The organism is Sphingomonas sp. SKA58, assembly GCF_000153545.1.
GTDB classification, from domain to species: Bacteria; Pseudomonadota; Alphaproteobacteria; order Sphingomonadales; family Sphingomonadaceae; genus Sphingobium; species Sphingobium soli.
Genome location: NZ_CH959306.1, coordinates 1,478,004 through 1,498,610 on the forward strand (window position 1 = coordinate 1,478,004; position 20,607 = coordinate 1,498,610).

Genomic DNA, 20,607 nt, shown 5'->3' on the forward strand with positions numbered 1-20,607 from the left:
CCGACAGCGGCGCGCCAATGCCGTCAGGCGGCGCTGGCCTTCTGGTTTTGCTGGTCGATCCAGGTCGACCAGAAGCCGGCCACATTGGCCCAGTCACTGTCGCTCGCCTGGGCAAGCGCGGCCTGCGCGCCGGCATAATCGCCCGAACGCGCCAATGCGATGCCCAGCCGCGCGTTGACGCGGCCCGCGTCCACACTGCCCTTGGACAGCGCCAGCCGATACTGCTCAACCGCCTGCGGGAATTGCGCGAGCGACATATAATTGTCGCCCAGGGCAAGCGCATCCTTGCCGGTCGAAGCGCTGGCCGCCTTCTTCGCCATCGCTGGCAGGGCGGCAATCTCCTTGGTCGCCTTGGGCGTGACCGATTTGAGCAGCTGGCTCGTGGCCGCCTGATTCGCGGTCAGTTTGCCAGCCTTGCGTCCCGCTTCGATAATGGCCTTCGCCTCGGCATAAAAGCCATTCTTTTCCGCTAGCTGCGCATAGGCCTGATAATCCCGCTCGCTGGCCATCGCGCCATTGGCGGCCTGTAGCCGGTAAAGATCCAGTTGCGCCTGCGCCTCCAGTCCGGCGGCGGACAGATAATTGGTCAGGGCCGAGCGCCAGTCCTGCGGCGTTGCCGTGCGGGCCAGGCGTTCACGATACAGCGCGCCCACCTCGTTGAAGTCCTGCGCCTGATAGGCGAGCGAGATCGCGCGGTCGATCCATGCCAGCGGCACCTCTTCGCCAGAAGCGCGCTGACGGGCAAGCGCTTCGCGCAACAGGGGTCGCGCTTCCTTCGGCTTGTTCCGGCGCAGCGCGATATCCGCGCGCAGCATGGTCGCGTCGATGCCGTCATAGCCCAGCGTCTTGGCGTAATCGAGTTGCGCGGTCGCATCGTCATAATTGCCGACCAGGAACGACAGATAGCCCGCAACATAGCGCAGCCGCGGCGCTTCCGCCTTGGGCAGTTCCGGGCTCTTGAAAAGATCGGTGAGCGCGATCCGCTGTGCCTGCACGTCGCGGCGCTGCACCGCAAGTTGGTAGCGCATGGCGGCAGCGACATAGGTTTCGAACTCGGATGTCGGCGACAAGGCGCCAATGCGGGCGGCGGCCGTCGCCGTATCGCGCGCCTTCAACGCGGTTTCCGCGGACGCCGCGCTGGCGCGAAAGCCATCGGACATGGTAATCGGCGGCCCGGCCACGACGATCTTCTTCTTCTTTGCCGATACAGGCGTCGCCACCAGCGCGCCAAGGGCGACTGCCATCAACAGGCCGCCACGCAATCCGTTCAAACTACCCACAAAAGCCCCCGCCAATCCCGTCATTGCCGTCGGTGCGATGCCAACGCTTTATCTGCTCCGCCCGAACACTAGAACGCCGCCGGGGCCATGATCGGCCCCGGCGGCCCTGCGCCGTCAGGCGCCCTTCGTGCCAAGATAGGCCAGCCACAGAGCGGCGATCTGCTTGCGCGCGCCGCTTTGCACCGCTTCGAACGCGGCCTTTGCGCCTGCCATGTCGCCACCCAGCGTCTTGGCGATGCCCAGACGCGTGTTCACCTCATCCGCGTCGACGCTGCCCTTTTGTTTGGCCAGCTCGAACATCGCAGCGGCCTTGGCATAGTCGCCATAGCCCAGATAGGCGTCACCGGTCGCGGCCGCGATCTTGCCATTGGCCGCTTTCTGGGCATCCGCTTCGGCAGCGCCCAATGTGCTTTTATCGCTCGAAATCTTCGGAACCGCGGTCTGATAGAGGTCTCCGCCCTGGCTTGCGTTCAGCACACCCTTCGACCGCCCCTTGTCGATCACCGACTTGACCTCGCCATAAATGCCGGTCTTCGACGCCATTTCGGCATATTCGGTGAAGTCCTGCGCGACGACCAGTCCGTCCGACGCCCCCAGCAGGCGCAGAACGTCCAGATTTTCGCGATTGGTGATGTTGGGATTGGCGCGCTGGAACAGGCGAACCAGCGTGCGCAGATTCTGTCCGCTCGGATCCGCCCGATAGGCCATCGTGGCCCACTCCGTCACCTCGGGCAGCTTGGCCGCTTCAGAGCGGCTGACGCCGATCTGATACCATTGCGCGGGAACCTGCTGACCCGATGCCTTGGACGCCTCGGCCGCCGCCTTGAGCGCAGCCAAGCCCTTCTGTGTGAAACCGCGCGCAGGCTCGGCCGACGTGTTGGTCGTGCCGGCCTTGCCGAAATAGGCCTGAGCAATGGTCGGCTGCACGGCTTCGGGCTTGTAACCGGCCGCAAGAGCCGCCTCGCCGCGCTGGATCGCGACGTCGTAATTTTTCTGCCCCAGCGCGGCATCGGCGGCAACAGCATTGAACTGGCCAGCCTGCTCCGGCGGCGTCAGACCGCTGTCGAGCATCTGGTTGAGGCCCTCCATCTTGAGCGCTTCGTCATTATTGCCGATGCCTGCGTTCAGCTTGATCGCGCCGATCTGATATTTGTCGTCATTCGACGTCGCCTTGCTGTCCGCTTCGGCGAGCGCGGCCTTGGTGGCGGCCAGATCCTTGGCTTCGGACGCCTTCTGCGCAACCTGCAACGCCTTGAGCACATCGGGCGTGACGTTCAGCTTTGGTCCGGCTTTCTTCTCTTCCTTTTTCGCGGCGAAAGCGGGGGCGGAAACCGCGCCGCCAGCCATCGCCAAGGTCAGCGCGAGCGCCACCGGGGTTACAAAACGCATGATCCTCATCTCCTCTACGCCTGCATTCAGGCGACCTTCCAGGGTTTGGTAGCCGGTTAGGGGCCGGCGCGTGAACGGGCTTTGAACAACCCTAAATCGCAGTGATTTGCAACCTCTATGCGGACCTTTCGTTCCGGGCCGCACGCCAGGGACGCGCGACAAGCGCACGCGCGCGAGGGGTGACAGATTTGTTTCGCTGGGCTAGTGCTTGCCCATCGCAACGCACCATCCAAAAAGAGAATCGCATTGACCGACGAGACCGTCCTCGCCGACCCTTCGGACATCAGCCCCATCTCCATCGTGGATGAGATGAAGGCCAGTTATCTTGACTACGCCATGTCCGTCATCGTCGCCCGCGCCTTGCCGGACGTGCGCGACGGGCTGAAGCCGGTGCACCGCCGCATTCTCTTTTCGGCCCAGGAATCGGGCTTCGTCTACAATCGTCCCTATCGGAAGTCCGCGCGCCTGGTCGGCGAGGTGATGGGTAAATATCACCCGCATGGCGACAGTTCGATCTACGACGCGTTGGCGCGCATGACGCAGGACTGGTCGATGCGCGTCCCGCTGATCGACGGTCAGGGCAATTTCGGGTCGATGGACCCTGATCCGCCAGCCGCGATGCGCTACACCGAAGCGCGGCTTGCCAAGGTCGCGACGGCGCTGCTGGACGATCTGGACAAGGACACGGTCGATTTCCAGCCCAATTATGACGCGTCGGAAAACGAGCCGCAGGTGCTGCCGGCGCGCTTCCCCAATCTGCTGGTCAACGGCGCGGGCGGCATCGCGGTCGGCATGGCGACCAACATCCCGCCGCACAATCTGGGCGAAGTGCTGCGCGCCTGTCTTGCCTATATCGACAATCCCGGCATCAGCACGGACGAACTGATCCAGATCGTCCCCGGTCCCGATTTTCCGACCGCGCCGCTGATCCTGGGTCAGTCCGGCGCGCGCAGTGCCTACAACACCGGTCGCGGTTCCATCATCATGCGCGCGCGCCATGATGTTGAGGAAGGGCGCGGCGACCGCCGATCCATCGTGCTGACGTCGATCCCCTATCAGGTCGGCAAGTCCGGCCTGGTCGAGAAGATCGCCGAGGCCGCCAAGGACAAGCGGGTCGAAGGCATCAGCGACATTCGTGACGAATCGAACCGCGAGGGCGTTCGCATCGTCATGGATCTGAAGCGCGACGCGACGCCGGAGGTCGTGCTGAACCAGCTGTGGCGCAACACGCCGGCGCAATCGAGCTTCCCCGCGAACATGCTCGCCATCCGTGGCGGTCGCCCGGAAATCCTGGGCCTTCGCGATATCATAGAAGCCTTCATCAAGTTCCGCGAAGAGGTCATCACCCGCCGCACCAAATATGAGCTGAACAAAGCGCGCGATCGCGCGCATATCCTGCTTGGCCTGGTCGTCGCGGTCACCAATCTGGACGAGGTGGTGAAGATTATACGCGGATCGGCCAGCCCGGCCGAGGCGCGCGAGACGTTGCTGGCGAAGGAATGGCCGATCGGCGAGATCGCGCCCTATCTCCGCCTGGTCGAAGCGATTGAAAACGACATCGATGGCGACAGCTACAGGCTGAGCGACATTCAGGTGCGCGCGATCCTGGACCTGCGCCTGCATCGGCTGACCGCGCTGGGCCGCGATGAGATCGGCAAGGAACTGGCCGAACTGGCCGAAGCCATCACCGAATATCTCGCTATCCTCGCCGACCGCGTGAAGCTCTATGCGGTGATGCGCGAGGAGCTGGAAGCGATCGAGCGCGAGTTCGCGACACCGCGCCTGTCGGAAATCACCGCCGCGGCCGACGGGATCGAGGACGAAGACCTGATCGAGCGGGAGGACATGGTCGTCACCGTGACCATGCAGGGCTATATCAAGCGCACCCCGCTCGACACCTTTCGGGCGCAGGCGCGGGGCGGCAAGGGCCGCAGCGGCATGGCGACCAAGGATGAGGACGCCATTACCGAATTGTTCGTCACATCGACCCATACGCCGGTGCTGTTCTTCTCGACCGCCGGCAAGGTCTATCGCCTCAAGGTCTGGCGCCTTCCCGAAGGCGGGCCGGCGACGCGCGGACGGCCGATGGTCAACCTGCTGCCGCTGGGGCCGGGCGAAACCATTTCCACCGTCCTGCCGCTGCCGGAGGACGAGGAGGAATGGGGCAAGCTGCACGTCATGTTCGCGACCGCCATGGGATCGGTCCGTCGCAACAGCATGGACGCCTTCGCCAATGTGCCGTCCAACGGCAAGATCGCGATGAAGTTCGAGGGCGAGGATGAGGACGACCGCCTGATCGGCGTCGCCTTGCTGGATGAAAGCGACGACGTGCTGCTCGCCACCCGCCAGGGCAAGGCGATCCGATTCCAGGCAGAGGATGTTCGCGAGTTTCAGAGCCGCAACTCCACCGGCGTGCGCGGCATGAAGCTGGCGGACGGCGACGCGGTCATTTCGCTGTCGGTGCTCCATCGTTCGGGCGCGGACGGCGAACAGCGCGAGGAATATTTGCGCTTCGCCCCCTGGAAGCCGGAGAAGGACGGCGAGATGCAGGATCAGGCGATGTTCGCCCGAATGCAGGAGAATGAGCAATTCATTCTCACCGTCTGTGCGAACGGCTACGGCAAATTGTCGTCGGCCTATGAATATCGCCGGACCGGGCGCGGCGGCCAGGGCATCACCAATATCGACAATATCGGCCGCAACGGACCGGTGGTCGCGAGCTTCCCCGCAACCCGTGCGGACCAGCTGATGCTGGTGACGGATCAGGCGAAGCTGATCCGCATGGGCCTTGATTCGCTGCGCGTCATCGGCCGCAATTCGGCGGGCGTGCGTCTGTTTAACGTGGCGGACAATGAACATGTCGTCAGTGCCGCGAAGATTGAGGAAAGCGAGGCGGAGGCCGATCTGGACGGTGAAACCGACAGCAGCGAGGCATGAACGAGCTGTTCGCCTACAAGGTACTGACCGCCGAACAGTTTGACCAGTTCAAGGCCGACGGCGTGTTCAAGGGCGCGCCGGTCGATCTGGCTGATGGCTATATCCATATGTCGACGCGCGAGCAGGCGGCAGACACGGTGGCGAAGCATTTTGCCGGTCAGGATCGACTCGTCATGCTGATGATCGACCTTGCGCCCTTCGGCGACGCGGTCAAATGGGAAGTGTCACGCGGCGGCGCATTGTTCCCACACCTATATGGCGAGTTGCCGATGAGCGCAGTCGCGGGCAAGGTCGTGCTGCGGATCGGCGATGATGGCCTGCACCAATTTCCGGCCGGTTTTTAGGCTCTTATCCGTTGATGTTAAGACGGCATATCAGCCGGGTGTGCGGGACATGCTCGTGACCCGGCCTTGCTTCACACGATAAAGCCATCCGCCCCAGCGTATATTGTCTGAGCAAGCGGCAGCCAGCTGCACCGCCAGATGCGACCAGGCGACGGCAAATGGCAGGGCGATATCCCAATAGAGCGAGCGCTGCGCCTGCCGGATCTGGGCGGGTTCAAGCACGCTGATCAGTATCTTCCGCCGGACCAGCGCCCTAACCCAGGCCGCGCTATAGCCGATCGCGATCGCGGCCCAGCCTCCCCATCCCAAAGCCCATAGCCAGGCTGCCGACTGCGCCGCGACCATGCCGGTGGCAACGCCCCACATGCGCAGGCTGTTGGTGCGGACGTGCCGATATTGGCGCACCCCAAACGCCAGCAGGTCGGCGGCGCGGCCGTCAATCGGGCTGGCAACAAGCAGATCGCGCACCGGCCGCATCCGCAGCTTTGCGCGCCAACCGGCCAGGCCGATCGCCATGTCATCGGACAGCCGCCCGGCAAGCACGGCGTCCAGCTCCAGCCGATCAGCCACGCCGCGCGTCATCGCCATCGCGCCGCCCCAGGGCATGGTGGCGGTGGCGGAGCGCGGCAATGTCGCAAGCTGCATTTCCACCGCGCTGACCAGCGTGGGCATCCAGCCCCGGCCAGGAAGCAGCATGCGGTAGCCGGTCGCGATATCCGCCTTTTCGCGCGCGAGCGGAAACAGCAGTCGCCCGATGAGCCGCGCCGGTGGCGCAATATCCGCGTCGAGGAAGACGAGATAGCGATCATCCGGTCCCAATGCCCCCAGAGCCGCGCGGAGCTTGTGCACCTTCTGCCCTTCATCCTGCGCAACGCCGGCGGAAACCAGCTGCACCCATGCGCCTTCGCGGCTTGCAAGGTCGCGCGCGGCGGGACAATGGCCCGATGTCGCTAGGATCAGGCGGAACCGGGCATGCTGGGCCTTTAGTCGGGCGATCAGGTCAGGAGCGCCGTCCCAATCGTCGCGCAGGCTGAGGATGACGACCACGCCATCACGCGTTTCTTCCTTTCGTTCGATCGGCAGGTTGCGCCAATAGCTGGCGACCCCGATGAGGGTGAGCGCCTGAAGAACTGCCCAGAGCCATATCATCCTTGCCGCCGCACCCTTTACCGTTTCGACGGCTGCTGTATGACGCTCGGCCCATGCTCTCCAACCCCTTTCTCTTTGCACTGATGCGTCATTTGCCCGTGCGCTTGGCGTCGTGGATTGGCGGGTGGCTGTCCGCCCATGTCGCGCGGCGCACCATGAAGCTGCGAGATGCGCGGGCGCGCGCCAATCTGGCGATCCTGCGGCCTGATCTGCCCGAAGCGGAACGCGAGGTGCTTTTGACGCGACGCTGGGTCAATGTCGGACGCACCATGGCGGAACTGGCCAATATCGATCGACTGGTGAACGACAAGCATGTGCGGGTCATCGATGCGGCGGGCTATAAACAGGTTCTGGATGGTCCCGGCCCGATGATTGCCCTCACCTGTCATCTGGGCAATTGGGACCTGCTCGCCGCCCATATCAAATGGTCGACCGACCGCCCGGGTCTTGGCGTCTACGAAGATCCCGAAAACCCCAGGATCGCCGCCCAGCTTAAGAAGGCGCGCTCCAGCTATATGGGGGAGGCGATTGGCGGCGACGGGGCGGCGCGCGGCGTGCTCAAGCATCTGACGCAGAAGGAGCGCGCGACGCTCTATATCCTCGCCGACGAGCGGCGCGAGCGGCAGGTGTGGTTCCCGACCTTCGGTCGGCCGCTGCTGCCGTCCGGCAATCTGTCGATCGCGCTGCGCCTGGCGCGCAAGGTGGGCGCGCGCATCCTGCCCTTCTACCTGCTGCGGACCGACGGTCCCCGGTTCGACCTGCACTGGCATGCACCGCTCGATCCCAGGGAGATGGACGACGCGACCATCATTGCCGCGCTGGACGCCTATCTGGGCACGGCCTGCATCACGCACGCCGATCAGTGGCTGGCGCTGCATGACATGGACCTGACCGTCGACGGCCATCGCCCGCCATGTGACTTCGCGGCCGATCACCGCTAAAGCGCGGCCATGTCCCGACTCGCGATCAAGATTTGCGGCCTGTCGACGCCGGAAACGGTTGGCGCCGCCGTGCGCGCAGGGGCGAGCCATCTGGGCTTTGTGCATTTTCCCAAAAGCCCACGCCATGTCGAAGCCGATCACATGCGCGCACTGGCCGCGTCGGTGCCAGCGCATGTCGGGCGCGTGGCGGTGGTGATCGATGCAGACGACGCGGAATTGGCCCGCATCGTGGGCACAGAGGCAATCAGCGCCCTCCAGCTTCACGGCAAGGAAAGTCCCGAACGCAGCGCCGCCATCCGCGCGCGTTTCGGCCTGCCGGTGTGGAAGGCGATTTCGGTCAAGTCTCGTGCGGATATTGATGGCGCGTCTGCTTATGCCGGCGCGGTCGATCGCTTGCTGTTCGACGCCAAGACGCCCGATGGCGCGGCCTTGCCCGGCGGCATGGGCCTGCGCTTTGACTGGAGGCTGTTGCGGGGGGTAGCGGTGCCCGCCCCCTGGGGCCTGTCAGGCGGCCTGTCCACCGCCAATGTCTGCGAAGCCATCAGCGAGACCGGCGCGCCGCTGATCGACATTTCATCGGGGGTTGAGGACGCGCCCGGCATCAAGAGTGTGGACAAGATCATGGCCTTCTGCAAAGCGGTATCCGCATGTTGACGTTCACTGCCCCTGCCCCGCGCATTGAAGGACGATGGCGCTGATCGCGTGCCGGACTGGCACCTGCGAACGCCCTTATTGTCGTCCTTCTGGAAAGACCGATTCATGACTGACACCATTGCCCTGCCCAACAGCCTGCGCAGCCAGCCCGACGCCAACGGCCATTTCGGCGCCTTTGGTGGTCGTTACGTTGCCGAAACCTTGATGCCGCTGATCCTGGAACTGGAAAAAGTCTATAAGGCGGCGAAGGCAGATCCGGCCTTCGACGCGGAAATGGCCGAGCTGCTCCGCACCTATGTCGGGCGCCCCAATCCGCTCTATTATGCCGGTCGGTTGACCGAGACGCTGCGCGCCAAAGCGGAACCGGGCAAGGGCGCGAAAATCTACCTGAAGCGCGAGGAACTCAACCACACCGGCGCGCACAAGATCAACAATTGCATCGGCCAGGCGCTGCTCGCCCGGCGTATGGGCAAGAAGAAGGTCATCGCGGAAACCGGCGCGGGCCAGCATGGCGTCGCCACTGCGACCGTCGCGGCGCTCTTCGGCCTGGAATGCAAGATTTTCATGGGCGCCAAGGATGTTGAGCGGCAAAAGCCCAACGTTTTCCGCATGAAACTGCTCGGCGCGGAGGTGATCCCGGTCCATTCCGGTTCCTCGACGCTGAAGGATTCGATGAATGACGCGCTGCGCCATTGGGTGTCGAATGTGCACGACACATTCTACATCATCGGCACGGCGGCGGGGCCGCATCCCTATCCCGAACTGGTGCGCGATTTTCAGTCGGTGATCGGCAAGGAAACCCGCGCGCAGATGCTGGACGCCGAAGGCCGCCTGCCCGACATGCTGATCGCGCCGGTAGGCGGCGGGTCCAACGCCATTGGCATGTTCCACCCCTTCCTCGACGATCCCGAAGTCGCGATGATCGGTGTGGAGGCGGCGGGCGAAGGGCTGACCGGCAAGCATGCCGCGAGCCTGGCGGGTGGCGCATCGGGCATTTTGCACGGCAACCGCACCTATCTGCTCCAGGACGAGGATGGCCAGATAACGGAGGCGCACAGCATTTCGGCGGGCCTCGATTATCCCGGCATTGGCCCTGAACATAGCTGGCTGCACGAAATCGGCCGGGTGAAATATATGCCGATCACGGATGACGAGGCGCTGGAAAGCTTCCAGTCGCTCTCGCGCCTCGAAGGCATCATTCCCGCGCTGGAATCCGCGCATGCCATCGCGGCGGCCGAGCAGGTCGCACCCACGCTGGACGCGGACAAGATCATCGTCGTCAACCTGTCGGGCCGTGGCGACAAGGACATCTTCACGGTGGCGGATGCACTGGGAGTTGAGATGTGAGGGCCAGTCGGCAATATCACAACCCGTTCGGGCTGAGCCTGTCGAAGTCCGGCACTTCTCTCATTAGAAGGTCGAAAAGAAGATCAGCCCTTCGACAAGCTCAGGGCGAACGGAAGTTGGGACATGCCCGTGACTGACCGCCTCTCCACCCGCTTCGCCGCCTGCAAGGCGCAGGGGCGCGCTGCGCTCATCACCTTCGTGACCGCTGGCGATCCGGACGTCGCGGCGACGCCCGCCATCCTTGACGCGCTAGTCGCGGGCGGCGCGGACATTATCGAGCTTGGGATGCCGTTTACCGATCCCATGGCCGACGGTCCCGCGATCGAACTGGCCAATCTGCGTAGTCTCGGCTCTGGCACGAAGACCAGGGACGTGTTCGCGCTGGCGGCGGATTTCCGCGCGCGGCATCCGGACACCCCACTGGTGTTGATGGGCTATGCCAATCCCATGCTGGTGCGCGGCGCGGACTGGTTCGCGGATCAGTGCCAAGAGGCCGGTGTCGATGGCGTCATCTGCGTCGACGTGCCGCCCGAGGAGGATGCCGAAATCGGCCCAGCCCTGCGCGCGGCGAATGTGCATCCGGTACGTCTGGCGACGCCGACTACTGACGCGCAACGCCTGCCCGTCGTCCTCGATGGCGCGAGCGGTTTCCTCTATCATGTCGCGGTCGCGGGCATCACCGGTAAGCAACAGGCGGCGCAATCGTCGATCGAGATGGCGGTCGCCCGGCTCAAGGCCGCCACCGACCTGCCGGTGGCTGTCGGCTTTGGCGTCCGCACGCCCGAACAGGCCGCCGCGATCGGTCGCGTCGCCGATGGCGTCGTCGTCGGATCGGCGATCGTCGATATTGTCGGTAGCCATGGCGACGCCGCCGCCCCCTTCGTTCAGGACTTCGTCGCCGCGCTGCGCGGCGCGCTCACCCATCAAGCCGAAGAGACTGCCGCATGAGCTGGATCAACCGCGTCCGCAACGCCCTGCCCTTCACCAAGAAGGAGACCACCGCCGAAACGCTGTGGCACAAATGCCCGTCCTGCGGCGAGATGGTGTTCATCAAGGAGTGGGAAGAAAATCTGTCGGTCTGCCCGCGTTGCGACCATCATGGACGGATCGGGCCGAATGAACGGTTCGCGCAGATACTGGACGCCGGCTTCATCCTGCTGCCCACGCCCCATGTCAGCGAAGACCCGCTCAAATTTCGCGACAGCAAGCGCTATCCAGACCGATCAAGGCCGCGCGCCTAGCCACTGGCGATCAGGACGCGCTGATCTACGCGCGCGGCGCGATCGACGAAGTCCCGCTGGTGATGGGGGTGCAGTATTCGCCTTCATGGGCGGGTCCATGGGCATGGGTGTCGGCGCAGCCTTCATCCAGGGGGTCAATGACGCGATCGCGCATGATTGCCCCTATGTCATATTCACCGCCGCAGGCGGCGCGCGGATGCAGGAAGGCATATTGTCGCTGATGCAGATGCCCCGCGCGACCGTCGCCATCCAGAAGCTGCATGCCAAGGGATTGCCCTATATCGTCGTGCTGACCGATCCTACGACCGGCGGCGTCACCGCGAGCTATGCCATGCTGGGCGACATTCAGATCGCCGAACCCAATGCGCTGATCGGCTTTGCCGGACAGCGCGTCATCGAGAGCACGATCCGCGAAAAACTGCCCGAAGGGTTCCAGCGCGCCGAATATCTGCTCGACCATGGCATGCTGGACATGGTCGTCCATCGCAGCGAATTGCGCGATACGCTGGCGCGGGTGATCGGCTATCTGCGACCCCGCGCCGCCGCCTGACCGCTACGCGCCAAGGGGGAATAGCGCCGTGGCCGACCATGCCGTTTCGGATGATCCGGACGTACAGGCGCAACTGGATCGGCTCTGGTCGCTATCGCCTGGCGCGGACATATTGGGGCTGGAGCGGATCACGCGCCTGCTGGAACGGCTGGGTGATCCACACCGCGCGCTGCCCCCTGTGTTTCACGTCGCCGGAACCAATGGCAAGGGGTCGACCTGCGCCTTCCTGCGTGCGGCGATGGAGGCGGATGGAAAGAGCGTCCATGTCTTTACCTCGCCGCATCTGGTGCGCTTCAATGAACGCATCCGCATCGCCGGCCAATTGATCGACGACGCGAAGCTGGCGCGCTATCTGGAACGCGTGCTGGACATTGCGGAGGGCGTGAACGCCAGTTTTTTCGAGGTGACGACGGCCGCCGCCTTCCTGGCCTTTGCCGAACATCGCGCCGACGCCTGCATCATCGAAGTGGGGCTTGGCGGACGGCTCGATGCGACCAATGTCATCGTTGATCCCGTCGTCTGCGGCATCGCGCAGCTTGGCATCGATCATCAGGCCTTTCTGGGCGGCACGCTGGCGCTGATCGCCGCGGAAAAGGCCGGCATCGCAAAGGCGGGCGCGCCACTGGTAACGCAGCGCTATCCAGACCTGCTCGAGCCGATCATGACGGCGGCGGTGACGCAAGCAGGGACGCAGTGGATCGGTCAGGGCGACGGGTGGGATGCCGCCGTCTATCGCGACCGGCTCCACTATCGCGACGCGCATGGACGGATCGATACGCCCTTGCCCCGGCTGGCGGGCGCGCATCAGGTTCACAATGCGGCGCTTGCCATCGCCATGCTGCGTCATCAGCACGTCGTGCCATTGTCCGACGCCGCGCTCAAGGCTGCGCCGCTCTGGGCGCAATGGCCCGCCCGCTTGCAGCGATTGGAGCGCGGACCGTTGCTGGCGCCCTTGCCGCCCAGTACCGACACATGGCTGGACGGCGGCCATAATGCCGCAGCGGGCGAAGCCATCGCCGCCTATTTTACGCCGGAACGGCTGGAGGGGCGAAAGCTTCATCTCGTGGTCGGCATGCTGTCCAACAAGGATATTGACGCCTTCCTCGCGCCCTTTGCCGGCATCGTCGGACATATCCACGCATTGCCCGTACCCGGCCATGATCATCACCCGGCCGATCGCTTCGCCGCCATTGCCAATCATTGGGGCATTGGCTGCACCGCCCATGAAGGGCCGGACGCCGCGATTCTGGCCGTGGCGTCCCTTGCCGAGCCGCCGGCCAAGCTGCTGATGGGCGGATCGCTCTATTTGGCCGGGCAGATTTTGCGACTGAACGGGCAATTACCCGACTGAATATACTTGCGACTGCTTCGCAATAGCCTATCCTGCGGCTTCGACCAATCAAGAAGGCGCGATTCTATGGCTTATGGAGAGACTTCCCCCGTCGATTTGCCCCGTCCTATTCCGGGCGGCTATGGCAACCGGCTATTCCTGTTCGTGATGCGCCGGATGGCCAGCGCCGGGGTGAATGACGCGCATGCGGCCAACGCCATGCTGGGGGCTTTCGGACGCAGCTACCGTCGGCCGCTGGTGCTGATGCGCGCGATGATGCTGGAACTGGCCCGCGCATCGAGCCGCAGGATCATGGTCGCACCCTGCTGCTGCGCGCGGATGACCCCTGATGAGGCAAGGATGATGGAAGCGACGGGGCTGGCCCTGCGCGATCCGAATCAGGCCTATGACCAGGTGAGCGCGCTTTTGGGCAATGACCATGCCCTGGGCGCGCTGACCTGCCTGCAGGCGGTGGCACAGGCCCACAGCGACCTGGGCCGACCGCTCGATCTTTACGCGGCGGGCTGATCCTTCCCCGCCGTCGCTGCCGTTCCCACGCTCGCGTCGATCAGGCCGGCGCGCATCATCAGCCAGAATAGCAGGATCCCCGGTACGGCTAGACCCGTGGTCAGAAGGTAGAAATCGACATAGCCAAAGCGTTCGATCAACGCGCCGGCCGTCGTGCCGGTCAGGAAACGGCCAACGATGCTGGCCGCGGCGGAAATCAGCGCATATTGCGAGGCGGTGAAGCGCAAGTCGCACAGGGCAGAGAAATAGGCGACGACCGTCACGCCACCGATGCCACTCGCGAAATTTTCAAAGCCGATCGCGCCGGCCATGCCCCAATTGCTTTTGCCGAGCGCCGCGAGCGCGGCAAAGCTGAAATTGGACACGCACATCAGCACGAGACTGATCAGCACCGACCGCTTCATGCCGAGCCGCGCATACAGAATGCCGCCAATGAAAATCCCGACAAGATAGGCCCAGAAGCCCATGCCGACGTCATAAATGGCAATTTCGTCATTGCTGTAGCCCATGTCGTCAAACAGCAGGCGGAAGGTCAGGTTGGCCAGCGTATCGCCGATCTTGTGCAACAGGATGAAGAGCAGCACCAGGAACGCGCCGCGCCGGCGGAAAAATTCGGCAAGGGGGCCGGCGATGGATTGCCAGACCTCCCCCAGTCCGCGACGACTGACGGCCTCGCGATGCCGCGTGGGCTCGCCGACGATCAAGCCTGTCAGCATGGCCGGAAGAGCGAAGACCGCGCAGGCAAGATAGGCGCCATGCCAGCCGATCCGCGCCGCCAGCACGAGCGCCAGTGATCCGGCCGCGACCGATCCGATGCGCCAGCCATATTGCGACATGCCCGACCCGATGCCCAGTTGGCGCGGCTCCAATATTTCGATGCGATAGGCATCGATGACGATGTCATAGGTCGCACCGGCGACACCGACCAGGATTGCGGCATAAGCGGTCTGGAGCAGGCTGGTGGTCGGATCCACCAGGGCTAGGTTGACGACCGCGAGGATCGACAACGCACCAGCAATAAGCAGCCAGGACACGCGCTGACCCAAACGGCCGATGATCGGCACGCGGACGCCATCGACAATCCACGCCCAGATCCATTTCAGATTATAGACGAGAAACGCCAGGGTGAAGGCCGTCACCGCCTTCTTGTCTATCCCGTCCTGCGCCAGGCGCGTCGTGAGCGTTGCGCCGATCATGGCGAAGGGAAAGCCGGAGGAAACGCCCAGGAAAAAGGCGGCGAGCGGGGCTTTTTCCGCATAGGGTTTCACAGCATCCACCCATGAGCGCCTGCCCTGCATAACTTCGGTCATAAATGCGCGCGATCCCCTTGGCGTCCGTTTGCGCCACCATATGGCGTGAGGCGCATCAGGCAAGCAGCGATTGCAGCGATCAGCCGCGCGGCTCGAACAGGGTGAGGCCCGGCGGCAACTTGGGCCGGCGCGCGCCGCGCAGGACCGCGTCGACCACCTGGATCGCCGCGATCAGGTCTCGCTGGGCATAGGGTTTGGACAGACAGCCGATGGCCAGCGCGCGGGCGTCCCCCGGACAGCGCCCAGTGACGAACAGCACCGGCAGCTCGCGTTCCGCGGCATGACGCGCGACGTCGATTCCGCTTTTTTCGCCTTGGAGGGCGACGTCGGCCACCACCAGATCCACGCCGCCTTCATCAATGACGCGCACGGCATGATCATGGTCGTCGACGGTGGCAGCGATCCGGTAGCCCGCCTGTTCCAGCGCATGTTCATTGTCAAAGGCTACCAGCGGCTCATCTTCCACCACCAGGATGGATTTGATTGCCTTGCGCCGTGAGGGCCGCTTTTCTTCCTCTTTCAACAAACCGAAAAACATTTGCCAAGCCCGCCCTGATTCCGCCATGCGATAAGAGAAACGCCGCGCGCCCGCACCGGGTTGCCCCACGGGACGCAAACTCCTTCGCATAGTCTCCGGAGCGGCACATTTCAGCTCAATGCTGGCTTTGTTCGGATATGGGAACGGCCAGTGACAAGGAAAAGGAATTGACCGTGGAACCGCCGAAAAAATCCGGATCGCCTCGTAGGGGGGCAGGCGGCGGTGGCCCTAAGCGTCCTGACGGCCCGCGTCAGCGCCCCGCGACGGGGAAGTCCACCGTCCGCCGATCGCCCCGGGCCGCGCAGGAAGCCAATCCGCATCCCGCCCGCGCGGCCGCAGCAGCCTCCGGCAAGAACGAACCTCAGCGTATCGCCAAGCTGCTGGCGCGGGCCGGAGTCGCGTCACGCAGGGAAATCGAAAGGATGATCGCAGACGGGCGCATCGCCCTGGATGGCGCGCCGGTTGATACGCCCGCGACGCTGCTGACGTCGCTGCATGGCGTTACGGTCGACGGCGTCGCCATTGCCGCCCCTGCGCCCACGCGGCTGTTCCTGTTCCACAAGCCCACCGGGTGCTTGACGACAGAACGGGATCCGGCCGGTCGCCCGACCATTTATGATCGCCTGCCCGACGGACTGCCCCGTGTCATGCCGATAGGGCGCCTGGACATGAACACCGAAGGGCTGCTGCTGCTGACGACCGATGGCGGTTTCAAGCGGCAGATGGAATTGCCTGCGACCGGCGTGCCACGCACCTACCGTGCGCGGGCGTTCGGAGAGGTCAGCCAGCAACAATTGGAGGACCTGTTCGACGGGCTGGAAATCGACGGCATTCGCTACGGCCAGATTGAGGCTAATCTGGAGCGCCGGACCGGGCGCAACCAATGGATTGAAATGACGCTGACCGAAGGCAAGAATCGCGAGGTCCGGCGCGTGCTGGAACATCTGGGGCTGAAGGTGAACCGATTGATCCGTACGGCCTATGGCCCCTTTTCCCTGGGGGAACTGGCGGTCGGAACGGTGGAGGAAGTGCGCCAGCACGACCTCATTCTTTTTCGCAAGACCCTGAAGGGCGGCGCGGCATGAGGATCATCGCCGGCGAATGGCGCGGTCGCCCGCTGACCGCGCCCAAGGCCGACGCGACGCGCCCCACGGCGGATCGCACGCGCGAAACGCTGTTTTCCATGCTGACAAGCCGGATCGGGTCTTTCGAAGGTCTGGCGGTAGGGGACTTTTTCGCAGGGTCGGGCGCCTTGGGGTTCGAAGCGCTCTCACGCGGCGCGGCCACATGCCTGTTCGTCGAGCAGGACAAGGCGGCGCTGGACGCGATCCGCGCCAATGGTGATCGCTTTGGCGTTCGTCCCGACATTCGTCCGTCGAGCGTATTGACGCTTGGTCCAGCCCCTGCGCCGCTGGACATCATCTTCATGGACCCGCCCTATGACACGGGCGCGGGCCAAGTCGCACTGGATAAGCTCGGACGATTGGGATGGACCGGACCGGCCAGCTGGATTTCGATCGAAACCGGCCATCGGGAAGACGTCGCCGTGAAAGGCTATGCTATCGACGCCAGCCGCGACGTCGGCAAGGCGCGGTTGACGCTTTTGCGGCCGGAATAAGGCACGTCGCGCAGACAAGGCCGGTCCGAAATGCCGGACCGGCCCTCATATGGCCGAGCCATTGGCTAAGCCGGCCGACTCAGCCGGGCTTGCGCATAGCACGGGCTTGGCCGCGATTGATGCAGCTGTCCTGAACCGTGCGCGAACAGACGGGATAGTCCTTCGCCTCGGTCGGGGGCGGCGTCATATTGCCGCCCATGGTCACGGGATTTTCCGCCGAGCCCATCGGCGCTGCGGGATCGCGGGGCGCATTGGCAGGGGCGGGCATCATACCGGGATCAGCCGGCACGGCGCCGGTAGGCTGGCCTGCATTCGGGTCAGCGGGCATGGGCATGGACGAGCCGTCGGGTTGCGTCGGCATATTCGTCGAGGGATTTGCGGGCGGCGTGGGCATGGCCGGGTCGGTCTGCGGGGTCATGGTGTCGGCGGGCGGCTGACTGCCCGGTGTCATGCTGCCCGGTGTCATGGCGTCTTGCGCGAGGACCGTGCCGGAAATGGCCGAAACGCCAAGCAGGGCGGCGCCTGCCAACAGGAACGTTTTCATCGGGAACATCCTTTCCTTTTATCGTGCCCCGGTGCCCGCTCGTGCGAAAGACAGAACACCGCGCAAGGAAAAGCCGTTCCCGAATAGCGACGAAAATATCCGGGTGCCATGCCCTTCTTAAAGCTCAAGGGGCTTCGGGATAGCGATCGAACCTGGGCAAATCCTGTATCGCCTTTACCCATGGCGCCGCTTCGGCCCATTGGATATGCGCTTGGGGAGGGATCGCGTCCTGATCGTCCAGCGTCGCGGTCTGAAGGTCGATCCCGCCCGGAAAGACAACGGGATTGCGGTAGAAAAGCCCGGTGCCGCAGGTCCCGCAAAATTGACGGATCGCGTTTTCGGACGAGCGATAGCTGACCGGCTCGCCACTGATGATAAGCTTGTCCTCGGGAAACAGCGCCCATCCGACCATCGGCGCTCCGGCGCTCGCCCGGCAATCGCCGCAATGGCATAGCGCGCTATACGCCGGATCGCCCTGCACCGTATAGCGAATGGCACCGCATTGGCATTGGCCGGTGAGCATGACAGTCATCCCCTTGCATGATTCGCTTTTTGTTCTCATAGAAAGGGCGAACTGGCAAGGCCCTGCCCTTGCCCCCATCCCTGCCCGACCCTAGTTGATTTTGCATGACGCTTCCCGCACCTTCACCCAACGATCCCTCTTATTTGAAGGGCCTCAACACGCCACAGCGAGAGGCCGTGCTGACGACCGAGGGGCCGGTGCTGGTGCTGGCCGGCGCGGGAACCGGCAAGACGGCGGCGCTGACGGCGCGGCTGGCCCATCTGGTCGCGACGCGTCGCGCCTGGCCGTCGGAAATTCTGGCGGTCACCTTCACCAACAAGGCCGCGCGGGAAATGCGCGCGCGCGTCGGTGCGATGATCGGCGACGCGGTCGAAGGAATGCCCTGGCTCGGCACTTTCCACGCCATCGCCGCGCGGATGCTCCGGCGTCATGCCGAACTGGTCGGCTTGCAATCCAATTTCACCATCCTGGACACCGATGACCAGCTGCGGCTGATGAAGCAATTGATCCAGGCGGAGGGCATTGACGAAAAGCGGTGGCCCGCCCGCCAACTGGGCGGCTTGATCGACCAGTGGAAGAATAAGGGGCTGACGCCGGACGAAGTCAGCGCGGGTGAGGCGGAGGGCTATGCCCATGGCAAGGGGCAGAAACTCTATGCCGCCTATCAGGCGCGGCTGCGTGACGTGAATGCCTGTGATTTCGGGGACTTGTTGCTGCATGTTCTGACGATCCTGAAGATGCATCGCGACGTGCTGGAGCAGTATCAGCAAAAATTCCGCTATATCATGGTGGACGAATATCAGGACACCAATTCGAGCCAGTATCTGTGGCTGCGGCTGTTGGCGCAGGAGCGGAAGAACATCTGCTGCGTGGGCGATGACGATCAGTCCATCTATTCCTGGCGCGGCGCAGAGGTTGCCAATATCCTGCGGTTCGAAAAGGATTTTCCCGGCGCAACGATCATCCGGCTGGAACAGAATTACCGGTCGACCCCGCATATATTGGGCGCGGCGTCCGGCGTGATCGCCGAAAATGGCAATCGTCTGGGCAAGACGCTGTGGACCGACATTGATGTGGGCGAAAAGGTCAAGGTCATCGGCGTCTGGGACGGCCCCGAAGAAGCGCGGCGCATCAGCGAGGATATCGAAGCGATCGAGCGGAGCGGCGGGTCGCTGGACGATGTGGCGATCCTAGTGCGCGCGCAGCATCAGACGCGCGAGTTTGAGGATCGCTTCATCCAGATCGGCCTGCCCTATCGCATCATCGGCGGCTTTCGCTTCTATGAGCGCGCCGAAATCCGCGATGCGCTCGCCTATCTGCGCCTCGTCAACCAGCCGGCCGACGATCTGGCCTTCGAACGGATCGTCAATGTGCCCAAACGTGGCCTAGGGGACAAGGCTGTCGAAAAACTGCATCGCCTTGCCCGCGCGCAGGGGATTCCGCTTACCCTCGCCGCCGCGCGGATCCTGGACACGGACGAATTGACGCCACAGGCACGCCGGTCGCTGGGCGCCTTCATCGGCGATCTGGCGCGGTGGCGTGATCGCGCGGGGCAATTGCCTCATGCCGAACTGGCGCGCCAGATATTGGACGAGAGCGGCTATACCGCGATGCTACAGGCCGATCGCACGACCGAAAGCGCCGGGCGGCTTGAAAATCTCACCGAATTGACCCGCGCGATGGAGGAATATGACACGCTGGGCGCCTTCCTGGAGCATGTCAGCCTGGTGATGGACAATGAGGCGCAGGCGGAAGAGCGCAAGGTCACGATCATGACCATCCACGCCGCCAAGGGCCTGGAGTTCGAGCATGTGTTCCTTGCGGGGTGGGAGGAAGGCCTGTTTCCCTCGCAGCGCGCGCTCGATGAGGGGGGCCTTAACAGCCTGGAGGAAGAGCGCCGGCTCGCCTATGTTGCGATCACGCGCGCGCGGCGGCGCTGCACCATCCTGCATGCCGCCAACCGCCGCATCTATGGCCAGTGGACCAGTTCGATCCCGTCGCGCTTTGTCGGGGAGCTTCCGCCTGAACATGTCGAGGAGGAAAGCAGCATGAGCGGCGGCGCGTCGCTATGGCGCGCCAATTGGTCGGAACGGGAAGACCCCTTCGCCAATGTCGCGCGCGGCACTGGCCGGGGACCGGGCTGGCAGCGCGCCCAATCATCGGGCCAGTTTAGCGCAGAGCCGGTGCGCATCGTGGAAGCGCGGTCCTCCGCTGTCTCGCTGGGCAATAAGGGCCGCAGCGACATGAGCATCGGCCTGCGCGTCTTTCACCAGAAATTCGGCTATGGCACCGTCGCGGAGATTGAGGGCAACAAGCTGGAGATCGACTTCGAAACCGCCGGCCGCAAGCGCGTGATGGACAGCTTCATTTCCATCGCGTGATCA

Annotated in this window: 18 protein-coding genes and 1 pseudogene; 12 read left to right on the forward strand and 7 right to left on the reverse strand. The window is 64.1% G+C overall.

The genetic code is table 11. The annotated features are described in order from the left end of the window. Nucleotides 1-23 precede the first annotated feature (23 nt). Together SKA58_RS07695 and SKA58_RS07700 are read right to left on the reverse strand one after the other, a co-directional pair. Nucleotides 24-1,244 carry a hypothetical protein gene (locus tag SKA58_RS07695; protein ID WP_009821828.1) on the reverse strand — a complete coding sequence of 407 codons (1,221 nt, stop codon included), beginning with the start codon at nt 1,242-1,244 and terminating at the stop codon, nt 24-26. Between the two features lie 150 nt (nt 1,245-1,394). Next, on the reverse strand, nt 1,395-2,669 hold the full coding sequence (locus SKA58_RS07700; RefSeq protein ID WP_037542278.1) for a hypothetical protein: 1,275 nt from the start codon (nt 2,667-2,669) through the stop codon (nt 1,395-1,397). Nucleotides 2,670-2,915: 246 nt separating this feature from the next. Between SKA58_RS07700 and gyrA the strand changes: the two genes are divergently transcribed. Together gyrA and SKA58_RS07710 are read left to right on the forward strand one after the other, a co-directional pair. Next, a complete protein-coding gene (gene gyrA / locus SKA58_RS07705) occupies nt 2,916-5,606 on the forward strand; it encodes a DNA gyrase subunit A (protein ID WP_009821830.1) in 2,691 nt (896 codons plus the stop codon). Then, the gene (locus SKA58_RS07710) at nt 5,603-5,950 is read left to right on the forward strand and encodes a DUF952 domain-containing protein (RefSeq protein ID WP_009821831.1); all 348 of its coding nucleotides are present in this window, start codon (nt 5,603-5,605) and stop codon (nt 5,948-5,950) included. Before gyrA ends, SKA58_RS07710 begins: the two co-directional genes overlap by 4 nt. 30 nt (nt 5,951-5,980) lie before the next feature. Here the strand turns inward: SKA58_RS07710 and SKA58_RS07715 are convergent, their stop codons facing one another. Next, the gene (locus SKA58_RS07715) at nt 5,981-7,099 is read right to left on the reverse strand and encodes a glycosyltransferase (RefSeq protein WP_009821832.1); all 1,119 of its coding nucleotides are present in this window, start codon (nt 7,097-7,099) and stop codon (nt 5,981-5,983) included. Between the two features lie 53 nt (nt 7,100-7,152). Here SKA58_RS07715 and SKA58_RS07720 point away from each other — a divergent pair, with 53 nt between their 5' ends. The 7 genes and pseudogenes from SKA58_RS07720 to SKA58_RS07750 all read left to right on the forward strand — a co-directional run bounded on the left by SKA58_RS07720 (nt 7,153) and on the right by SKA58_RS07750 (nt 13,690). Beyond that, complete coding sequence (locus SKA58_RS07720) at nt 7,153-8,040, forward strand: lysophospholipid acyltransferase family protein (protein ID WP_009821833.1); 888 nt, start codon at nt 7,153-7,155, stop codon at nt 8,038-8,040. A 9-nt stretch (nt 8,041-8,049) separates the two neighbouring features. Continuing rightward, nucleotides 8,050-8,694, forward strand: coding sequence for a phosphoribosylanthranilate isomerase (locus SKA58_RS07725; RefSeq protein WP_009821834.1), 645 nt, complete (start codon nt 8,050-8,052; stop codon nt 8,692-8,694). Nucleotides 8,695-8,799: 105 nt separating this feature from the next. Beyond that, complete coding sequence (gene trpB, locus SKA58_RS07730) at nt 8,800-10,041, forward strand: tryptophan synthase subunit beta (RefSeq protein WP_037542737.1); 1,242 nt, start codon at nt 8,800-8,802, stop codon at nt 10,039-10,041. Nucleotides 10,042-10,164: 123 nt separating this feature from the next. Continuing rightward, nucleotides 10,165-10,989, forward strand: coding sequence for a tryptophan synthase subunit alpha (gene trpA / locus SKA58_RS07735; RefSeq protein ID WP_009821836.1), 825 nt, complete (start codon nt 10,165-10,167; stop codon nt 10,987-10,989). Next, a pseudogene (gene accD, locus SKA58_RS07740) lies at nt 10,986-11,832 on the forward strand (acetyl-CoA carboxylase, carboxyltransferase subunit beta). The gene trpA and the pseudogene accD overlap by 4 nt, the downstream one beginning before the upstream one ends. Nucleotides 11,833-11,860: 28 nt before the next feature. Further along, nucleotides 11,861-13,183, forward strand: coding sequence for a bifunctional folylpolyglutamate synthase/dihydrofolate synthase (locus tag SKA58_RS07745; protein WP_009821839.1), 1,323 nt, complete (start codon nt 11,861-11,863; stop codon nt 13,181-13,183). A 66-nt stretch (nt 13,184-13,249) separates the two neighbouring features. Beyond that, a complete protein-coding gene (locus SKA58_RS07750; protein ID WP_009821840.1) occupies nt 13,250-13,690 on the forward strand; it encodes a DUF6628 family protein in 441 nt (146 codons plus the stop codon). Here the strand turns inward: SKA58_RS07750 and SKA58_RS07755 are convergent. Together SKA58_RS07755 and SKA58_RS07760 are read right to left on the reverse strand one after the other, a co-directional pair. Further along, complete coding sequence (locus tag SKA58_RS07755; protein ID WP_009821841.1) at nt 13,675-15,000, reverse strand: AmpG family muropeptide MFS transporter; 1,326 nt, start codon at nt 14,998-15,000, stop codon at nt 13,675-13,677. The genes SKA58_RS07750 and SKA58_RS07755 overlap by 16 nt on opposite strands. A 79-nt stretch (nt 15,001-15,079) precedes the next feature. Continuing rightward, nucleotides 15,080-15,538, reverse strand: coding sequence for a response regulator (locus SKA58_RS07760; RefSeq protein WP_009821842.1), 459 nt, complete (start codon nt 15,536-15,538; stop codon nt 15,080-15,082). Nucleotides 15,539-15,711: 173 nt separating this feature from the next. Here SKA58_RS07760 and SKA58_RS07765 point away from each other — a divergent pair, with 173 nt between their 5' ends. Both SKA58_RS07765 and rsmD read left to right on the forward strand, forming a co-directional pair. Next, on the forward strand, nt 15,712-16,623 hold the full coding sequence (locus SKA58_RS07765) for a pseudouridine synthase (protein ID WP_037542740.1): 912 nt from the start codon (nt 15,712-15,714) through the stop codon (nt 16,621-16,623). Then, complete coding sequence (rsmD, locus tag SKA58_RS07770) at nt 16,620-17,156, forward strand: 16S rRNA (guanine(966)-N(2))-methyltransferase RsmD (RefSeq protein WP_009821844.1); 537 nt, start codon at nt 16,620-16,622, stop codon at nt 17,154-17,156. Before SKA58_RS07765 ends, rsmD begins: the two co-directional genes overlap by 4 nt. Before the next feature lie 79 nt (nt 17,157-17,235). On the opposite strand, the gene SKA58_RS19835 is transcribed toward rsmD, so the two are convergent. Both SKA58_RS19835 and SKA58_RS07780 read right to left on the reverse strand, forming a co-directional pair. Further along, a complete protein-coding gene (locus tag SKA58_RS19835) occupies nt 17,236-17,700 on the reverse strand; it encodes a hypothetical protein (RefSeq protein ID WP_037542280.1) in 465 nt (154 codons plus the stop codon). 124 nt (nt 17,701-17,824) lie between these two features. Continuing rightward, the gene (locus SKA58_RS07780; protein WP_037542742.1) at nt 17,825-18,223 is read right to left on the reverse strand and encodes a GFA family protein; all 399 of its coding nucleotides are present in this window, start codon (nt 18,221-18,223) and stop codon (nt 17,825-17,827) included. A 104-nt stretch (nt 18,224-18,327) separates the two neighbouring features. On the opposite strand from SKA58_RS07780, the gene SKA58_RS07785 reads away from it, so the two are divergent. Further along, nucleotides 18,328-20,604: an ATP-dependent helicase gene (locus tag SKA58_RS07785; protein ID WP_009821847.1), complete on the forward strand. Its 2,277-nt coding sequence runs from the start codon at nt 18,328-18,330 to the stop codon at nt 20,602-20,604. Nucleotides 20,605-20,607: the final 3 nt, after the last annotated feature.

Bases quoted from the DNA above. Each gene is read 5' to 3' on its own strand.
- SKA58_RS07750 (WP_009821840.1), top strand. From the start codon at position 13,250: ATGGCTTATGGAGAGACTTCCCCCGTCGATTTGCCCCGTCCTATTCCG.
- trpA (WP_009821836.1), top strand. From the start codon at position 10,165: ATGCCCGTGACTGACCGCCTCTCCACCCGCTTCGCCGCCTGCAAGGCG.
- SKA58_RS07780 (WP_037542742.1), bottom strand. From the start codon at position 18,223: ATGCTCACCGGCCAATGCCAATGCGGTGCCATTCGCTATACGGTGCAG.
- SKA58_RS07695 (WP_009821828.1), bottom strand. From the start codon at position 1,244: ATGGCAGTCGCCCTTGGCGCGCTGGTGGCGACGCCTGTATCGGCAAAG.
- SKA58_RS07725 (WP_009821834.1), top strand. From the start codon at position 8,050: ATGTCCCGACTCGCGATCAAGATTTGCGGCCTGTCGACGCCGGAAACG.
- SKA58_RS07755 (WP_009821841.1), bottom strand. From the start codon at position 15,000: ATGACCGAAGTTATGCAGGGCAGGCGCTCATGGGTGGATGCTGTGAAA.
- SKA58_RS07715 (WP_009821832.1), bottom strand. From the start codon at position 7,099: ATGATATGGCTCTGGGCAGTTCTTCAGGCGCTCACCCTCATCGGGGTC.
- rsmD (WP_009821844.1), top strand. From the start codon at position 16,620: ATGAGGATCATCGCCGGCGAATGGCGCGGTCGCCCGCTGACCGCGCCC.
- SKA58_RS07760 (WP_009821842.1), bottom strand. From the start codon at position 15,538: ATGTTTTTCGGTTTGTTGAAAGAGGAAGAAAAGCGGCCCTCACGGCGC.
- trpB (WP_037542737.1), top strand. From the start codon at position 8,800: ATGACTGACACCATTGCCCTGCCCAACAGCCTGCGCAGCCAGCCCGAC.
- SKA58_RS07785 (WP_009821847.1), top strand. From the start codon at position 18,328: ATGACGCTTCCCGCACCTTCACCCAACGATCCCTCTTATTTGAAGGGC.
- SKA58_RS19835 (WP_037542280.1), bottom strand. From the start codon at position 17,700: ATGAAAACGTTCCTGTTGGCAGGCGCCGCCCTGCTTGGCGTTTCGGCC.
- SKA58_RS07720 (WP_009821833.1), top strand. From the start codon at position 7,153: ATGCTCTCCAACCCCTTTCTCTTTGCACTGATGCGTCATTTGCCCGTG.
- SKA58_RS07700 (WP_037542278.1), bottom strand. From the start codon at position 2,669: ATGCGTTTTGTAACCCCGGTGGCGCTCGCGCTGACCTTGGCGATGGCT.
- SKA58_RS07710 (WP_009821831.1), top strand. From the start codon at position 5,603: ATGAACGAGCTGTTCGCCTACAAGGTACTGACCGCCGAACAGTTTGAC.